Source organism: Mucilaginibacter gossypii, from assembly GCF_900100945.1.
Classification (GTDB): Bacteria; Bacteroidota; Bacteroidia; order Sphingobacteriales; family Sphingobacteriaceae; genus Mucilaginibacter; species Mucilaginibacter gossypii.
In genome coordinates, this window is the sequence record NZ_FNCG01000006.1 from 89,314 (window position 1) to 107,790 (window position 18,477).

The following is an 18,477-nucleotide window of genomic DNA, read 5'->3' on the forward strand; positions in this document are numbered from 1 at the left end:
TTTCATAGCGGATCCCTGTAGAGATTCATCACACGCCTCTGCAATCAGGCAACGTCATTCCTTCTTAACAGCACTGTTCCTGATAAAAACAGCCGACATCAGGGCGCCCAAAAAACCCAGGCCGGCGCAGATCCGCATAATATTGCCATAAGCCGAAATAAATCCATTGTGATACGCAATCTCGACTGCCTTTTTGTTGGATCCGTCGATACCGGCGGGCACTTTAGCATTACCTAAGTTGGCCGATTGTTCCATAACTGTCTTTTTATCTTTTTCTTTAAGGGATAACTTCTTCAACTCCCCCTGCATCGCTCCCGAAAAAAATAAAACCGCCAGGGCACCAAAAATGGCATTGGCAAAAACATTGGCAATCCGGGTCATAGCATTATTAATGCCCGACGCTGTACCCGAAAAATGATCACTTACCGATCCCATTACCGTTGCCGTAAGCGGCGCTACTGTTAATGACATGCCGAAGCCAAAAACAAGCACACCGGGAAAAAAGCTTGTCCAATAATCGGAAGGGCCTGCAGTTTGTTTAATGAACGACAATATCAGTAACCCGGCTCCCGCCAAAGCCGGACCGATTATGAGCAATAAACGCGGGCCTTTTTTATCGGCAATAGCTCCTGCATAACGCGCAATGGAGATCATGAGCACAGTGAAAGGTAAAAATGTTAACCCAGATTGCAACTGGCTATACCCCTGCACCTGCACCATGTTTAGTGACATGAACAGCATACCGCCACCCAAACCCGCGTACAGAAAAAATGTAAGCAGGTTTATCCCGCTAAAGGTTTTATTACTAAACAGGTTTAGCGGCATCATGGGATGTTTGCTTGTACCTTCTATCCAAATAAAAACAATGAGCAATAATAAGCCCAGGGCTAATGATCCATAAACCTGCCAGCTATTAAAACCAACCGCCGGCATCCGCAGAAAACCAAATGTTAGCAAAGCAAGCCCTGATGCAATAGAAATAGCCCCGGGAAAATCAATGGTTTGATCGGTATTATCATCCTTACTTTCGGCAACCTTGCGCCACAGGATGAGTAAAGCTACTATCCCTATGGGTATATTAATAAAGAATATGTACCGCCATAAACCGGCATCGGCTAAGGCGCCACCCAATACCGGGCCGCCCACTGTAACTACCGTGGTAATGGCCGACCATGTTCCGATAGCCTTGCCCCTTTCTTTTGCATCGATGGATGATGAAATAAGCGAAAGGCTCCCCGGAATCATCAGTGCTCCTCCTATACCCTGTATGATCCGAAAAACAATGAGATAAAAAACACCTGGTGAAAGCCCGCAAAGGGCTGATCCGGTTATAAAAATAAAGATCCCTATCATGAAGACCTTCTTCCGCCCCAGTTTATCGCCAAGCGAGCCGCCTATTAAAATAAGCGAGGCAAGCATCAACAGGTAAGCGTTCAGGATCCAAAAGAGATCAGCTCCTTTGGCATCAAGGCTTTGTTGTAATGCCGGCAGCACCACATTAAGTGCTGTACCATCAATAAATGCCATGGCCGAAGCCAGTATAGCCGAAACCATGATCCATTTGCCTGCCGGGCTGCCCAATGAAACTGTAGCCATATTTTATAAGGTTGTAATTGAAAGGTTTATTACAAAGTTGCAGTAAATGATCGGATTAAACTGAGCCTAAAAAAACAATTTAAAGTGTTGCAAAAAAATATGACTATCGCCTGAAAACACCGATGTTTTCCGGGCAAAGCAGGATCAGCAAAAATATTGCAGCAAAATCAAGTGGTAAAACTTCCGACTCATTTACTGCCGAAAATAGCATTATCAAAATGGTTAATATAATTATTGCGATAACATGGTTGCGGTGCGGGATAGGAATTCCGATTCTATCAATAAAGCGTTTAGCCCTAAAATTACTCCGATATATAAACGGCAATATCAAAAAGTAAAAAGCACTTGCGGCTATCAAAATCCAATAGAGCACAATTTTTCCGGTCTCATTAATTTTAATTATTCCATTTGCATTTGCCCCCAACATTGCGGTGTTGGATTTAAAAAGCGAATGGGTTGACAGATGAAAAAGGTCAGGTAAACTGCTCATTTTTTCGGTGATGAAAAACAGGCTTGCTATCCCGGTTAAAATTAAAACCACACAAAACTGGATGCTGCGGTAGCGCGAAAGCCTTACAATATATACTGCCGACACTATAAAAATTACAAGTAACAACAATACCGTGAAGTATCCTATAAAACCGCCATAGCGATTGTATATCATCTCAAAATATCCTTTATCAATAAAGAAGAGTATGATAGCCCCTATATTGAACACGATCATTAATCCGAAGATCAACGTCTCAAACTTTGTTAAGCCGTTCTTTTTACGGGCAGTATTATAGGTATTGAGCACGGCCATGATTTTATGAATGATTGTAACAACTAACAAAAACTTGCCAAAACATGTTTTCAGTCCTTCTTTAAAACGAAAACAAGCTCCAAATTATTTCCGTCACACCAACGACAACATTCGTCACATTTAATTCTGAAGGTCATATTGTTGCTGTACCATTGAATCATAAATCAACAGCCACATGAAAAAGCTTATCCTGATACTGATTCATCTCACCATTGCATACCTGTTGAAGGCGCAGCCGCTGCAGCAACCTATAGTTTTGGGCAGGGTGGATACCATTTATTCCAACATCCTGAAAGAGAAACGACCACTTTGGGTTTATACGCCAGGATATGATACCAACTACTTTTCAAAACCGGAATTTCCGGTTTTGTACGTTTTAGATGCCGATGATCATTTCATGTCGCTGGTTACTATGATCAAAGAACTTAGCGCAACTGCAGGCAATACGGTGCTGCCGCAAATGATTATAGTTGGTATTTTGAATACATCCGGACACCGTACACGAGACCTTACGCCTACCAGCAGCGCTATGTACAAGTCATCAGGTGGAGGGGAAAACTTTGCCGCCTTTATGGAAAAAGAACTAATTCCATATATCGACAAAGCATATCCAACTGCTCCCTATCGCACCATGATCGGTCATTCGTTGGGAGGATTAACGGTGATCCATTTATTATTAAAACATACACATGTTTTTAATGCCTATGTAGCTATAGATCCGAGCATGTTTTATGACAACGATAATTTACTTAAACAAGCAACCATTATCCTTAAACAAAAGAATTTTGGCGGTAAAAAGCTTTTCCTCGGTTTTGCCAATACGATGAATGCGGGAATGGATACTATACAAGTAAAAAAGGACACGGCCGAAATATCACATCATATCCGGTCGATCATGAAACTGGCTGATGATCTTTCTGTCAATAAAACCAACAATCTGCAATGGGCTAAAAAATATTATCCCGATGACGATCATAATTCAGTTTCGTTCAATGCTGAATATGATGCCTTACGGTTTATTTTCAAAAACAACCGCTTTCCGCGAAACCAGCCTTATAACCAATATTTTGATAAACAGTATAATGCCGTGCAGCTAAGACAAATGATAGATACCCATTACAAAATGATGTCCGCTGAAATGGGTTACACCGTACGCCCTCCCGAGCCGGAGATGAATGGCATAGGCTACGCGTTTTTGCAACAAAAAGATTATGAAAAAGCGGCTATGTTCTTCCAGGTCAACATAGATAATTACCCGAAAAACTTCAACGTTTATGACAGTATGGGCGATTGCTTTTTAGCCCGTGGGGATAAAGCAAATGCCGAAAAGTATTTTAAGAAAGCTTTATCAATAAAGTATACCAAAGAGATCATGGATAAGCTGGATAAGGTGCAGGCAGAGAAGTAAGAGATTTGGAGGGGCTAATCTATAAAACTCACCGGTTCCAAATCTTTCAACTCGTCTTCAGTAAACAACCTTGAATGGATCATGAACCTAAAACCCGTCGGTATTTCTATTGAAAAACTTGAACCACGGCCTTTGGTAATATCGAGCTGAAGCTGGGTATGCTGCCAGTATTCAAACTGGTCCCTACTCATCCAAAATTCACAGTCATCCACCTCTCCTATTTTAACATCGCTGCCGCCGAGTTTAAACTCGCCTTTTTCAAAGCACATAGGCGATGAGCCATCGCAGCAACCACCGCTTTGATGGAACATCAGGTCGCCAAAGCGGGATTTGAGTTCGGCTATCAGCTTTGAAGCTTCGGGGGTTATGGTTACTCTTTTGATCATGTCTTCAAATTTCGCGCGAAGCTGCAGATAAGTAAAGGAATATTCAAACACATAAAGACTTACGAAGTTTCAGAAACCTCGCAAGTCTGGGGAACGGGGGGATTAAAGCCGGGATTAAAAAAATCCCAGCTTGTTCTTATTATATGAGATCAGCATGTTTTTTGTTTGACGGTAGTGACCAAGCATCATTTTATGATTTTCGCGACCAAAACCTGATTTTTTATAGCCGCCGAACGGCGCATGTGCAGGATATGCGTGGTAATTATTTACCCAAACCCTGCCGGCCAGTATTGCGCGGGGCACCTGGTAAAGCTCGTGCGCATCGCGGGTCCACACACCGGCACCCAATCCGTAAAGTGTGTCATTGGCTATCGCGATAGCTTCTTCAGTAGTTTTGAACGTAGTTACACAAGCCACCGGACCAAAGATCTCCTCCTGGAAAATGCGCATCTTGTTATTGCCCTTAAATAACGTAGGCTGGATATAATAACCGCCTTCCAGCTCACCATCAAGCTTTTTAACCTCGCCGCCACAAAGTACCTCTACTCCCTCTTCTTTACCAATTTTCAGGTACGACTGGATTTTTTCGTACTGGTCGTTAGATGCCTGTGCGCCCATCATTGTGGTGCCATCTAAGGGGTTACCCATAATGATAGCATTAGTGCGTTCTATCACCTTCGACATAAATTTATCGTAGATGTTTTCATGCACCAGGATCCTCGACGGGCAGGTGCAAACCTCGCCCTGGTTAAGGGCAAATAATACTGCGCCTTCAACAGCTTTGTCAAAAAACTCATCATCGGCATCGGCTACCGATTCAAAAAAAATATTTGGTGATTTTCCGCCCAGCTCCATCGTAACCGGGATGAGGTTTTCAGATGCGTACTGCATAATCAAGCGGCCGGTTGTGGTTTCGCCTGTAAAGGAAACTTTGGCAACCCTTGGCGATGAAGCCAGTGGCTTACCTGCCTCCGGACCAAAACCGGTGATAATGTTCAAAACACCAGGCGGCAAAATATCCTGGATCAATTCCATTAATACCATGATGGATGTTGGTGTTTGCTCGGCTGGCTTCACCACGCAACAATTACCGGCAGCAAGCGCAGGCGCAATTTTCCAGGTAGCCATCAACAGCGGAAAATTCCAGGGGATGATCTGTCCTACCACACCTAATGGTTCATTTAAACAAATACTTACGGTATATTCATCATGCTCGGAAATCCCGCCTTCTTCCGCACGGATAACACCGGCGAAATAACGAAAATGATCAATCACCAGCGGCAAGTCGGCAGCGCGACATTCACGAATGGCCTTTCCGTTATCGATGCATTCTACAACGGCCAAAAACTCCAGGTTGGCTTCAATAACATCGGCTATTTTATTTAACAGCGATGCCCTGTGTGCGGCTGAAGTTTTGCCCCATGCCGGGAATGCGGCATGAGCGGCATCCAGAGCCAGTTCAACATCTTCCTTTCCTGATCGTGCAGCCTTGGTGAATACTTTGCCGTCGATAGGCGAAACGTTATCAAAATATTCGCCTTTAACCGGCGGAACAAATTTGCCGCCGATAAAATTGTCGTATTTATCCTTGAAGGATGGTTTAGAAACAGCGCTCATAATTTTTATGGTTTTTTGGTAACACTAATGTAGAGCAACCTCGCTGTAAGGCATTTGCATTATGCTCTCAAAAGGTAGCACAATGGTCGCATTTTTTGCACCCACTTGTTAATCATGATAAGTATACCTAATTTGGTATAAATTATAAATGGCTATGAATAACAAAACCCTGTTATCTCCACTAAGCCTCTCACACGGAAAAGAACTGAATACCCTGGTTGAAAACCGCAGGGCTTACACCATGAACCATTGCGAACTCAACGTTTTTGAAACTTTTGAGCGCAGCGAGCTGGTGCCCTTAACTTTTAGCGACCTGGTAATAACAAGCATGTTGCGCGGCAAAAAGGTGATGCACTTGTTTGATAAACCGGGGTTTGATTACCTCCCCGGCGAAACCGTTATAGTGCCGCCAAATATTACCATGAAAATTGATTTCCCGGAGGCTACTATCAACCAGCCATCACAGTGCACAGCTTTGGCTATTAACCACCAGGAAATTACCAATACGCTTGATTTCTTAAATGAGAATTACCCAAGGGAAGATAAGCGGGTTTGGCAGCTGAACTATAACCAGTTCCACTTTTTTAATAATTATGAGCTGGCCCAGCTCATTAATAAACTCATCCGCATCAGTACCGGCGATGCCCTGACCAAGGATGTGCTTGCCAACCTCACTTTAAAAGAATTGCTAATCCGCATTATGCAGATGCAAAACATTAACGAGATCAGCGATAACCTGCATGAGCTATCAAGCAGTAGCCGATTTGCCTACGTACTGGAATACATTAGGGTGCATTTAAGCGATAAGCTTAATATTGATGCATTGAGCCAAATGGCCTTCATGAGCAAAGCAAGCTTTTTCCGGGCGTTCAGGCACGAGTTGGGGATTTCGCCGGTTGATTATATCATTAAAGAGCGCCTGCAATTAGCCAAGCAGCTCATGAACAATCCGCATAACAGTATCTCTGAAGCTTGTTTTAAAGCCGGGTTCAATAACCTTAACTACTTTAGCCGCGCATTTAAAAAGATAGAGGGCATTACGCCAAGTTATTATAAGGCCAAGCTACGGGATGGGCACCTGAATTAACAGACTAATAAAAATATTGTTCGGAAAGTAAGAAGCAATCTTATACGTGCACTTAGTAAACACTTATAAGATTGCTGTTGTGTAAGGCGCTTAACCTTCTGGTGTTTATGCCGATCTGCGGCTATTACTGATCAATGCTGATTCATAAACAGTGCTGATGATGTCTTCGGCAGAAAAAGTGCCCAGGAAATCCCAGTCGATATGGCTGTAGATAACCTGTTTTGATGGTTCAATAATAATATAGGTGGCCAATAACGGCGCGTTTTCGTCAATGCCCGAAAACCTGTCCCACACAGGGTAATCCTCAGAATACACCCTGAATTGCTGTGCTATTTCTTTATCGGCATCGTGATAAAAATTAAGGGTGAGACTTTGTTCCCACGCCCATTTTTCAAGATCTTCGGTACGTTCGTCACTAATGATAAGCAGGTTGCCGCCGCTTGCCTTAACCTCATGCTGCAAATTATTCAGTTGTTTAAGCTGCGCCAGACCTTGCTGCCCCCAATGACGCGAATAAAAAGAAATAACCAGCGGCTTATTTAATAAATTCCTTTGCGAAATAGGGCCATGTGTTTCGGCGCCATTGTAAAATTGCTGCCAGCGGCTATAATCGTTATTTAACTTAAATTCAGGGACCAAATTGCCCGCTTTTACAGGATGTAATGATTTCAGCTTACGAAACTTAAGATCGGGTTCGGCAACAACTTCAAGCAGATCGAAAAAAGGATATTTATTATTATTTGTGGTTTGCATTTTAAAATAGATTTATGATGTTATGGATAGTGTTTTAAGGTAATTGTAGTTGAGCTTTATTGTTCAACAACAACGGCATAATCCATAAATTACCCGGTAACGCATGAGCAAGCCCGACGGGATGGCGCTGCTTAATTGTTTATTGCTGGATGTGTTCATAAAAATATATTAATTGAGGTCAGTAAATTTAAAGGTGCGTAACAGCTTATCTGAGGTGGAGAGAATTTTAACAACAGCAACATATAGGCATGTACATTTCGCCCCGGTTTTGAGCTGATGTGTATTTATTACTGCTGATTAAACTGTTGCCCGTCATCTGTTTTTGAATGTTACATAACAAATATACTATAATATCTATAAACTTAGTAGAAGTTATTGAAAAATATTTATCAATCCTTCTTATCCTCAAAATACCTTGTCTCTTATTTGGCATTTTATATCGGCTAACATTCAATGCCCTTCCCTTTCTAAAAACAAAACCTTGTAATTTGCGTTCCGTATAACTAATAAATTAGCTATGCAGAACAGGTTGAAACCGCAATATATTATCGTATTTGTTTTAAGTGTTTTAGTCCTTTCCAACTGCAAAAACAACAGCAAAAAACATTACAATTATATAGCTGACTCCCTAAAAAAGAAAATGGCTAAAGAGTGGACAAAAACCATTCCTGGCAACTTTAGTGATCAAACCGAAGTTGTATTTGACAGTACCCGCATCGTCACATTTCTTCAAAAGCACCCCGCTTTGGTTCCCTATGAGCAGGATCTGCGGAGTTTTTACCGTAAGCGTAAATTTGCCTATGCATGGTACGAAAAAGGCACCTTAATTGAACAGGCTGGTAACCTGAACGACAGGCTGATGAACCTGCAAAATGAAGGCATATATAAAGGTACCCCCTATCAAAAAGATTTAGACTCCCTGATATTTGATAATCATTCAAAAACAAGAGTCAAAAAGCCTGATATTGGCACCGAGTTAATGCTCACTGCCCAGTATTTCGCGTTTTCAAAACTGGCTTTCCGGGGCATGAGCGATTCGGTCAGCCGTTCGGTAAACTGGTTCCTGCCGCGTAAAAAGATAGCATATGATGATTATCTTGATACACTCTTAAAAAAAACTTCGAAACAAACCCCTGCTATAAGCGAGCCGGTGTACCGCCAGTACGACTTGCTAAAAAGTTTCCTGGCCAAATACCGCCAGCTTGATGCCCATGAGAACTGGGAGCCAATTATTATCAGCAAAAAACTCAAACTCGGCGACTCGTCGGCTGTAGTTGCCAACATAAAAGCCCGCCTATATAAACTGGAAGATTTTAAAGGCGATACGCTCAACAATAAATTTGATGACGAGTTCAAAGCAGCCATAACCCAATTCCAGCTCAGGCACGGCCTTGGCGCCGATGGCTTACCAGGTCCCGGAACCATGGCCGAAATGAATGTACCGCTCAAGTCACGGATCAAACAGATCATTGTAAACATGGAGCGCTGCCGCTGGCTACCGGTAAGTTTAACTACCGACTACCTCGCTGTGAATATCCCCGAATTTAAACTGCACGTTTACCATGCCGATAGCTTATTATGGAGCTGCAATGTGGTGGTGGGGGAAAAAGTACATCAAACAGTAATATTTTACGGCGAAATGCAGTACGTGGTATTCAGTCCTTACTGGAACCTGCCCGAAAGTATTGTGCGCAATGAAGTTTTGCCGGCCATGAGCAGCAACCCAAATTATCTTAACGAGCATAATATGGTCATTACCGGCCGGGAAAACGGGCTTCCGGTAATTCAGCAAAAGCCCGGACCTGCAAACTCTTTGGGGCTGGTAAAATTCCTGTTCCCTAATAGTTACAGTATCTATTTGCACGATACGCCTTCAAGGTCGTTGTTTGGCGAATCGTCCCGGGCGTTTAGCCACGGCTGTATCCGCGTTGGCGAACCGGTAAAACTGGCTTCATTTCTTTTAAAATACGACAGCACCTGGACAACCTCCCGCATTAATAAAGCCATGCATCTCGGTAAACAACAGCAGGTTACACTCAAACAAAAGATGCCTGTATTTATAGCCTATTTTACCGCCTTCACCGACAGGAATAACCGGCTCAATTTCCGCAAAGATATTTATGACCGCGACGAGCAGCTTGCATCCATGATCATGTCAGGCAGCGGGCAATACTAATCCACTTCTTACCAATCTCTTTTTCTTCATACAGCAGTTTAAAGTACCGGTAATTAATAATTGCAAAATATTTTTCATGGGTTTGTAGGCAATCGCTAAAATTTAATTGTCCTCACTTTAAATCACTAAAGTGCATCCCTACAAAGGATAGTTTTCCTTTAGCACAGTGATCATTAACCAAACTATATGACATTATTAATAAACCCAGGAAAACTGATGCCTATGTAAAAAAAGCTTACTCTCCCCACTACAGGCAATAATTACCCGGAGGGAATTACTGCCTCGAAAAAGATTTTTGAATGTTTATAACTGCGTTGTGCTTCCAGGGCGCTTCGCTATTAACTCCCTTTAAATTCAATAAAATATGAAATTTTTCAAACACCCGGTGGGTGTACAGAGGCCATGGGTATCAAAATCCCTCAACCTGTGTAAATTTGCCCTTGCAGGTATGGTGCTCTTGAATATGCAGGCTTCGGCTGCTGAAGCGCCAAAAGCAAATGCCAAATCAAACTATAATTTTAACTTAAACTTCGCTAAACTTACCGGTAAGGTTGTTGACGAAAAAGGCGAACCCCTTGTAGGCGTAAGCATCAGGATCAAAGGCACCACTACAGGTACACAAACCGATGCCAGCGGTAATTTTACGCTTGATGTTCAGCCAAACACTGTGTTGATTTTGAGCTATATCGGTTATGGCACTAAAGAAGTTGCGGTGGGAGGTAAATCAACTATTACCATTACTTTAACCTCAAACAACAATTTGAACGAAGTTGTGGTAACTGCCTTAGGTATTAAAAAAGAAGAGAAAAAATTAGGCTACGCCATTACAACTGTAAAAGGCGACCTGCTTGATAAAGCGAAAGAAAGCAACGTAGCCTACTCATTAGAAGGCCGCGTGGCAGGTCTGAGCATCAGCGGTGTAAGTGGCGGTCCGGGTTCTTCAGCCCGTATCTTATTACGCGGTGTAACGAGCGGTACAGCTGGCGGCCCGTTATTCGTAATCAACGGTGTACCGATGGACAACACCCAGCGCGGTTCATCCGGCGAATGGGGTGGCGCTGATTATGGCGACGGTATCAGCAACATTAACCCTGATGATGTTGAAACCATTACGGTATTAAAAGGCCAGTCAGCATCCGCTCTTTACGGTACCCGTGCTACAAATGGTGTAATTTTGATCACCACCAAAGGCGGCAAAAAAAATTCGGGTTTTGGTGTTGAATTCAATACCAACTACCAAGCCGACAAGGTTAACAACACTACCGATTTCCAAACCACATATGGTCAGGGTCAGCGTGGTGTAAAGCCTCAAAATGCATCCGACGCACAAGCGTCAACTCGTTTAGCATGGGGTTCAAAACTTGATGGTTCACAAACCATACAGTTTGACGGCAAAATGTATCCATATTCCGCGGTAAACAATAATCTGCAAAACTTCTACCGCACAGGCAATACTTATACTAATACAGTAGCGTTTGACGGCGGTAATGAAACAGGAGCTTTCAGGTTATCAGTTTCGGATATGAATGCAGGTTCGATAGTACCTAACAGCAAACTCGACAGGAAAACTTTCAACTTAAACGCCAACCAAAACGTAACCGACAAACTGAACATCGGTATCGTGGCCAACTACCTGGTTGAAAACTCTACAAACCGTCCAAGCCTTTCTGACGGTCCGGGTAACCCGAACAACATCTGGTTTATCGCCCCTAACTTAAACCAATCTATCCTAAACCCTGGCTACGGTGCTAATGGTTATGAGCAGGTTTGGACAGACGACCCATATGTAACCAACCCTTACTTTGCTGCCAACAAGTTTATCAATAACACCGGCCGTAAAAGGTTAATTACAGCATTAACCGCCCGCTACAACTTCACCAGCTGGATTTACGCGCAGGCCCGTTTAGGTTATGACAACATTAACGATAGCCGCTTTAAAGTAACCCCTACCGGTACCGCGTACTACTCGGGGTTAATGGGCGGCCTGGACGAGCAATCAACCACGCAAACATCCGAATTAAACATCGACGGTTTAATTGGTGTTAAACACGACATTGTTAAAGACCTGTTAAGTTTCGACGTAACCGCAGGTGCTGCAACCCGTAAAAACCAATACGAATATACCAGCCTTAGCGGCGGTCCGTTCACGCTGCCGTTTTTCTATAGCATCAACAACGTAGGCAGCAAAAACTCAAGTTATGGCTTCAGCAAATCAGAAGTGCATTCGGCTTACTACAACGCTGATTTTGCGATTAAAAACTTCCTGACCATTGGTACCAGCGGCCGTTATGATGCATACTCAACGCTTAATGCCGGTAACCGAGGTATATTCACTCCATCGGTATCGGGCGCCTTCATTTTCTCCGAGTTGACACATATACCGAATATTGATTTAGGTAAAATCAGGTTATCATACGCTAAAACAAGTGGTGAGCTAAAAGACGCTTATGGCACTTCGGCTTATTACAGCCTGGGTAACAATATTAATGGTATAACTATCGGTAATTACTCATCTGATCTTTATAACACAGGTTTAAAACCATATACCCTTTCGGAAATTGAGATCGGTACCGAGTTAAAAATGTTTAACGGTCGGTTAAATTTTGATTTTGACTATTTTGCCCGTAAAACTAAAAACGAGATCCTGCGTAGCGGACTTGACATAGCATCAGGTTATACCACCCGTTTAATCGGTTCTCAGTCATTCCAAAATCGCGGCGTGGAGTTAGAGGTTAAAGGTACACCAATCCAAACTTCATCATTCTCCTGGACTCCATCGTTTAACTTTACTTATGTTAAAAACAAGGTGCTAAAAACCGATGAATTCGGCACTACGCAAAATTTAGGCACCTATCGTCCGTTAAATGCTAACCTTGCTTACGTAGTTGGTTTACCTGGCCCGCAAATTATGGCTAACGATTACAAACGCGACGCAAGCGGTAATATTATTTTCGATTCAAGCGGTTATCCTGAGTACACCGATCGTAAAGCAATGGGTACAACAGTGCCTAAAATTTACGGCGGTTTAAACAACGATTTCAGCTACAAACATATTAATCTTTCGTTTTTGGTTGACTACCGTTTTGGTAATAAAATTCTTTCGGCAACAAACGCTTACAGCATCTACCGTGGTTTAAACAAAATCACACTTGATGGCCGTGAAGGAGGTGTAGTAGGCAAAGGTGTTACTGAAGCAGGTACGCCAAACACCAAAAATGTTGAAGCGCAGGATTACTACCAAAATGGTTTATATAAAGTATCGGCTCTTAACGTGTTAAGCGGCGACTTTATTAAACTACGCCAGGTAACATTGGGTTATACCTTTACAAGCGGCATATTGAAAGGTTCACCGTTTAACGGTATTACCGTATCAGCAGTAGGTCGTAACCTTTGGACCATCCTGAAACATTCAGACAATATCGATCCTGAATCAGGCTTCTCAAACAATATCAACTATGCAGGCATCGAAGGTACCAGCTTACCGGCAACCCGCACATTCGGTATTAATGTTAACTTTAAATTTAGAAAATAACAGAGATGAAAAAGAAACTTATATATAGTGGTCTTTGTATTGCAGCGTCGCTTTTTGCCGGCTGTACCAAAGATTTCACCAAAATAAATACCGACCCTAATAAAACGTCGGCCGAAGTGTTCAATCCAAACTTTCTTTTAGCGCAGGCTGAACTTAATTATTCACAAACGGGCTACTCGCAGTTACTTTTTCAAAGTATGTGGTCGCAATCATTAGCTTCAACGTTCGGCTATTATGGTAACGGCGATAAATACACGCAAAGCGGATCATTTAACGATTATGTTGGCCGTGTGTATAGTGAGGGCTATGGCGCTGAAACTTACGCACAGGAAATGAAAAACCTTACAGCGAGCAATGCAGCGTATTCAAATCTGAATAAAATAGGCACTATTATGAAGGTGCTTATCCTGCAACGCGTTACCGATACTTATGGTGATGTTCCTTACTCAGAAGCAGGCATGGCAAAACAGGGTATCTTTTTCCCTAAGTTTGATAAGCAGCAGGATATATATACCGCTATGCTTGCAGATCTTGACGCGGCAGTAAGCGGTCTTGATGCTGCAAAAGATAAACCGACTTCTGATCTGATCTACGGTGGCGATATTGCCAAATGGAAACGGTTTGGTTACTCTTTAATGCTGCGTGTTGCTATGCGTTTAACTAAAGTTGATGCCGCTACCGCGCAAAAATATGCTGAAAAAGCTTATGCCGGTGGTACCATGGCCAGCGTTGATGATAACGCCAAAGTAAAAACAGATAACGCGAATGGTTACAGCAATTCTATCGTTAATGCTTTATTAACTACCGATGATTTCCGTGAAGTACGCTGGTCAAAAACTTTGATCGATTACATGAAATCAACTACCGATCCGCGAGTTAGCGCAATTGCTGAAATCACTACGGGTAACGGTAAAGCAGCTAACGAAAACGAATCGCTTGCTGGTGATAATACCTACAGTAAACAGTTAGGTATGCCGAATGGCTATGATCTTAACGGCGGAGCCACTGATATATCAAAAGCACCGGGTTACCCAGGCGCAACTCCGGCTGTAAGCGCTACAGATGCTCCGGCACCACTTGGCAAATATTCAAGACCAAGGCTCCAAGTTTATTACACCTCATCCGGAAGCATTAACCCTGTTGATAAAAGCACCATCAACATGCTGTTAACTTATGGCGAAACCGAGTTGTTACTTGCCGAAGCTTCGACCAGGAACTGGAATACAGGTAACGCTGCTACGCATTATGCTAATGCTCTTGCTGCTAACATGAAATCGGTCGCGCAAATCAATTCGGCCGCTACGGTAGATGCTGCCGCCATCACAGCTTATGTTGCTACACACCCATTGGTTAGTGCTACCGCACTCCAGCAAATTAACATGGAGTACTGGGTTGAAACTTCAACCTTGTTCATGTTTAACGAAAACTGGACAAACTGGAGAAGATCAGGTTTCCCTGTATTAACACCTGTTGTTTACTCAGCTCAGTTTGATACTCAAATTCCGCGTCGCGTTATTTACCCAATTAACTTGTCATCAACAAACCCTAAAGGTTTAGCAAGCGGAGTTCAATCATTATCTGGTGGTGATAAATTTTCATCACGTGTATGGTGGGATAAATAATACCCCTATATAATTCATTTTAAAAACAAGGCTATGGCTTCATAGCCTTGTTTTTTGGTTTTTACAACAAAAAGGATTAATAATCCGGTGGCAATTATCAATACAAATAAGTAAATTTAAATCTCCCTGCGACCCGGAAAAAATAAAATCTGTTGATAATGTGTTGTTCTTCTCCCCTCGTTAATTTTAAACTTAAAAGGTTAAACACTTTTACATTTTGTACTGTTGCGTTGTTTACATTACAAAGTATGCGCGGTAATGCGCAGCAGCCGCTTTTTAAGCTGCTTACCCCCGACGAAACCAGTGTTAAATTCCGCAATGACCTGATTGAGGACGAAAAGCTCAATGTGCTCTCCTATGAGTACCTGTACAATGGCGGTGGTGTTGCCGTTGGCGATATCAACAATGACGGTCTCGAAGACCTATTTTTTACCAGCAACCTTGGTCAAAATAAACTGTACCTCAACTTAGGGAACCTGAAATTTAAAGATATTACCCAGCAAGCCGGCAGCGGCCTCGCGGGCAGGCCCGGCGACTGGAAAACCGGCGTTACCATGGCCGATGTTAACGGCGACGGCCTTCTAGATATTTATGTATGTTACTCCGGCCTTGGTGATAATGCCAAACGCCGCAACCAGCTTTTCATCAACAAAGGCAACAGCAAATTTGTTGAAATGGCCAAACAATACGGCCTTGATGATCCGGGCTACAGTACCCAGGCTGTATTTTTTGACTATAATAATGATGGCAAGCTGGATATGTTCCTGCTTAACCATAACGTTAAAAAAATCAGCAACCTTGAATTTGCGCAAGCCAAAGCCGAAACCGACGAACTGGCCAGCAATAAACTTTTTGAAAACCAGGATGGTCATTTTGTTGATGTATCCAAAAAAGCGGGCATCATTCAAAATCCCCTCACCTTTGGCCTTGGCGTTGCCATAGCTGATATGAACAAAGATGGATTACAGGATATTTATGTAACCAACGATTACAACGAACCCGACTACCTTTACATAAACAACGGAAACGGCACTTTTACCGAGGATAGTAAAAAGTGCTTCAAACATTTGTCACAATTTTCAATGGGGGTTGATATAGCTGATATCAATAATGACGGCCTTCCTGATATGATGACACTTGACATGCTGCCGCCTGATAACCGGCGTCAAAAGCTGTTGCAACTACAGGAAAACTACGAATCGTTTGAGCTGATGCTGAACCAGAACCTGTACAAACAATATATGCGCAACATGCTGCAGGTTAATAATGGCGATGGTACTTTCAGCGAAATCGGTCAGCTGGCAGGTATTTCCAATACAGACTGGAGCTGGTGCCCGCTAATTGCCGACTTTGACAACGACGGCTACAAGGATATCTTCATCTCCAACGGTTACTTCCGCGATTATACCAACAAGGATTTTTTACGGTACTGGGGCGATTATAAGCTAAAAAAAGCTATGAACCGCGAACCATTCCTGCTCATGGACCTGGTTAAAGCTATGCCCTCTACTACCCTGTCAAACTATATTTTCCAAAATAATCATAACCTTACCTTCACCGATAAAAAACAAGATTGGGGGATCAATAAAGGTGGCATTTCCAGCGGCTCTGTTTATGCCGACCTTGATAACGACGGCGATCTTGACCTGGTTACCAATAATATCAACAGCGAGGCTTCCATATTACAAAACATGACCATGGAAACCGGTAAAAAGAGCTACCTGGCCGTAAACCTTAAACAACCGGAAGGAAATACAAACGCCATAGGTTCAAAAGTATTTGTATATAGCGGTAAGCAAGTACAGTACCAGGAGGTTAACCCTAACAGGGGATATCTTTCGTGCGTATCCACAGTTTTAAATTTTGGATTGGGTGACCAGCAGCAGGCAGATTCAGTACGGATCATCTGGCCCGATCAAACATCGCAATTGCTTAGCAATGTTAAAGCAAATCAACGCTTAAACATTACCTATAAAACAGGCAATCCTATATTTAAAACCAATGGAAAAGCCATTACCAAATCTGTTTTTTGTTTAGCTAAACCGACTATTGATTATACTCATACCGAAAATAGCATCAACGATTTTAAACGCCAGCCTTTGATGCTGTTCATGAGCTCAAAAACAGGACCGGTAATAGCCAAAGCTGATGTAAACAAAGATGGTCTTGAGGACCTATTTATTGCCGGTGATCAGAATACACCGAGCAAAATATTTATTCAAAAAGCAGGCGGCAATTATGCCGTTCAGGAGATATCGGACGTTAACAAAGAAAACACATCAGCAGCGGCGTTTTTTGACGCCAATGGCGATGGTTTCCCCGATCTGTATATAGCCAAAGGCGGCTATTCACTATTAGAACCCGGCGCTAATGAGCTGCAGGACAAGCTTTATCTAAACGATGGTAAAGGCAATTTCAGCTTTTCAAGCACCTCCCTCCCGATATTAACAGCCAGCAGTAAATCATGTGTACGCCCTTGTGATTATAACAACGACGGAAAAATTGACCTGTTTGTCGGATCAAACGTTACACCGGGTTCTTATCCATCTGCACCAAAAAGCTACCTGCTTACCAATACGGGCGGTGGTCATTTTGAAATTACCGATGCACCATTTACAGGCATAGGTATGATCAAAGATGCGCAATGGGCCGACTTGAATGGCGATGGCCGTAAAGACCTGATAGTATGCGGCGAATTTATGTCCATCATGGTATTTACCAACACCAAAGCTGGTTTTGTTGATGAAACAGTCAAATACTTTGACCATCCCGTTAGCGGTTTCTGGAACACGCTAGCCATTACCGATGTGGATAGCGATGGCAAGCCTGATATTATTGCTGGCAACCTTGGCGAAAACACACAGATCCATGCCAGCCAAACAGAGCCTGCCGAAATGTATTTTGCCGATTTTGACGGCAACGGCTCAATCGATCCGTTTTTTAACTTTTATATACAGGGTGTAAGCTACCCCTTTGTGAGCCGCGACGAACTGAACGACCAGATTTACCCGATGCGTAAAAGGTTCGCTTCATATAAAGCTTATTGCGATGCTACCATGAAAGATATTTTCACGCCCGAAGAGCTTACTAAAGCCACTAAACTTACAGCTAATGAAGTTGAAACATGCCTGTTCATGAACCGTGGTGGAAAGTTTGTAAAAGCTGAGCTGCCGTTGCAGGCCCAATATTCGTCGGTATCAGAGATCCTCACCGGCGATTTTAATCATGACGGTAAAACAGACTTCCTGCTGCTGGGCAACCATTCAGATAACCGCCTGAAATTGGGAAGCTTTGATGCAAATTATGGCTGCCTGCTTACCGGCGACGGGAAGGGTAATTTCACATACCAAAGCCAACCGGTTGCAGGGCTATCAGTAAACGGTGACGTAAAATCGGCCACAGAAATAAAAATAAACGGCGCAAATTATGTAATGATAGGTGCATCGGGCCAGGCGTTACAGTTTTATAAGTACTGAATCTTGAGTACCTATTGACTTA

11 protein-coding genes are annotated in these 18,477 nt (G+C 42.8%); 6 read left to right on the forward strand and 5 right to left on the reverse strand.

Translation table 11 applies throughout. The features are described from left to right. Positions 1–54: 54 nt before the first annotated feature. Positions 55–1,596, reverse strand: coding sequence for an MFS transporter (locus BLS28_RS13540; protein WP_091167827.1), 1,542 nt, complete (start codon positions 1,594–1,596; stop codon positions 55–57). Between the two features lie 103 nt (positions 1,597–1,699). Then, positions 1,700–2,398: a hypothetical protein gene (locus BLS28_RS13545; RefSeq protein WP_091167829.1), complete on the reverse strand. Its 699-nt coding sequence runs from the start codon at positions 2,396–2,398 to the stop codon at positions 1,700–1,702. Positions 2,399–2,573: 175 nt separating this feature from the next. On the opposite strand from BLS28_RS13545, the gene BLS28_RS13550 reads away from it, so the two are divergent. Further along, positions 2,574–3,806: an alpha/beta hydrolase-fold protein gene (locus BLS28_RS13550; protein ID WP_091167831.1), complete on the forward strand. Its 1,233-nt coding sequence runs from the start codon at positions 2,574–2,576 to the stop codon at positions 3,804–3,806. 14 nt (positions 3,807–3,820) lie between these two features. Here BLS28_RS13550 and BLS28_RS13555 read toward each other — a convergent pair whose 3' ends face one another. Together BLS28_RS13555 and BLS28_RS13560 are read right to left on the reverse strand one after the other, a co-directional pair. Further along, a complete protein-coding gene (locus tag BLS28_RS13555; RefSeq protein WP_090524975.1) occupies positions 3,821–4,192 on the reverse strand; it encodes a DUF779 domain-containing protein in 372 nt (123 codons plus the stop codon). Between the two features lie 114 nt (positions 4,193–4,306). Further along, on the reverse strand, positions 4,307–5,809 hold the full coding sequence (locus tag BLS28_RS13560) for an aldehyde dehydrogenase family protein (protein ID WP_091167834.1): 1,503 nt from the start codon (positions 5,807–5,809) through the stop codon (positions 4,307–4,309). 154 nt (positions 5,810–5,963) lie between these two features. Here BLS28_RS13560 and BLS28_RS13565 point away from each other — a divergent pair, with 154 nt between their 5' ends. Further along, positions 5,964–6,896 carry an AraC family transcriptional regulator gene (locus tag BLS28_RS13565; protein ID WP_091168305.1) on the forward strand — a complete coding sequence of 311 codons (933 nt, stop codon included), beginning with the start codon at positions 5,964–5,966 and terminating at the stop codon, positions 6,894–6,896. Positions 6,897–7,001: 105 nt separating this feature from the next. On the opposite strand, the gene BLS28_RS13570 is transcribed toward BLS28_RS13565, so the two are convergent. Further along, positions 7,002–7,649 carry a redoxin domain-containing protein gene (locus tag BLS28_RS13570; protein ID WP_091167836.1) on the reverse strand — a complete coding sequence of 216 codons (648 nt, stop codon included), beginning with the start codon at positions 7,647–7,649 and terminating at the stop codon, positions 7,002–7,004. 517 nt (positions 7,650–8,166) lie between these two features. Here BLS28_RS13570 and BLS28_RS13575 point away from each other — a divergent pair. The 4 genes from BLS28_RS13575 to BLS28_RS13590 all read left to right on the forward strand — a co-directional run bounded on the left by BLS28_RS13575 (position 8,167) and on the right by BLS28_RS13590 (position 18,455). After that, a complete protein-coding gene (locus BLS28_RS13575) occupies positions 8,167–9,825 on the forward strand; it encodes a L,D-transpeptidase family protein (protein WP_091167838.1) in 1,659 nt (552 codons plus the stop codon). Between the two features lie 364 nt (positions 9,826–10,189). Next, on the forward strand, positions 10,190–13,357 hold the full coding sequence (locus BLS28_RS13580) for a SusC/RagA family TonB-linked outer membrane protein (RefSeq protein WP_208102453.1): 3,168 nt from the start codon (positions 10,190–10,192) through the stop codon (positions 13,355–13,357). 5 nt (positions 13,358–13,362) lie between these two features. After that, positions 13,363–14,979 carry a SusD/RagB family nutrient-binding outer membrane lipoprotein gene (locus BLS28_RS13585; protein WP_091167840.1) on the forward strand — a complete coding sequence of 539 codons (1,617 nt, stop codon included), beginning with the start codon at positions 13,363–13,365 and terminating at the stop codon, positions 14,977–14,979. A gap of 248 nt (positions 14,980–15,227) precedes the next feature. Beyond that, positions 15,228–18,455 (forward strand): VCBS repeat-containing protein, encoded by a 3,228-nt coding sequence (locus BLS28_RS13590; protein ID WP_091167843.1) that lies wholly within the window; start codon positions 15,228–15,230, stop codon positions 18,453–18,455. Positions 18,456–18,477: the final 22 nt, after the last annotated feature.

What these genes read in the sequence shown, in the direction of transcription:
- BLS28_RS13585 (WP_091167840.1), top strand. Translation starts at nt 13,363, where the DNA reads ATGAAAAAGAAACTTATATATAGTGGTCTTTGTATTGCAGCGTCGCTT.
- BLS28_RS13590 (WP_091167843.1), top strand. Translation starts at nt 15,228, where the DNA reads ATGCGCGGTAATGCGCAGCAGCCGCTTTTTAAGCTGCTTACCCCCGAC.
- BLS28_RS13575 (WP_091167838.1), top strand. Translation starts at nt 8,167, where the DNA reads ATGCAGAACAGGTTGAAACCGCAATATATTATCGTATTTGTTTTAAGT.
- BLS28_RS13555 (WP_090524975.1), bottom strand. Translation starts at nt 4,192, where the DNA reads ATGATCAAAAGAGTAACCATAACCCCCGAAGCTTCAAAGCTGATAGCC.
- BLS28_RS13540 (WP_091167827.1), bottom strand. Translation starts at nt 1,596, where the DNA reads ATGGCTACAGTTTCATTGGGCAGCCCGGCAGGCAAATGGATCATGGTT.
- BLS28_RS13580 (WP_208102453.1), top strand. Translation starts at nt 10,190, where the DNA reads ATGAAATTTTTCAAACACCCGGTGGGTGTACAGAGGCCATGGGTATCA.
- BLS28_RS13560 (WP_091167834.1), bottom strand. Translation starts at nt 5,809, where the DNA reads ATGAGCGCTGTTTCTAAACCATCCTTCAAGGATAAATACGACAATTTT.
- BLS28_RS13545 (WP_091167829.1), bottom strand. Translation starts at nt 2,398, where the DNA reads ATGGCCGTGCTCAATACCTATAATACTGCCCGTAAAAAGAACGGCTTA.
- BLS28_RS13570 (WP_091167836.1), bottom strand. Translation starts at nt 7,649, where the DNA reads ATGCAAACCACAAATAATAATAAATATCCTTTTTTCGATCTGCTTGAA.
- BLS28_RS13565 (WP_091168305.1), top strand. Translation starts at nt 5,964, where the DNA reads ATGAATAACAAAACCCTGTTATCTCCACTAAGCCTCTCACACGGAAAA.
- BLS28_RS13550 (WP_091167831.1), top strand. Translation starts at nt 2,574, where the DNA reads ATGAAAAAGCTTATCCTGATACTGATTCATCTCACCATTGCATACCTG.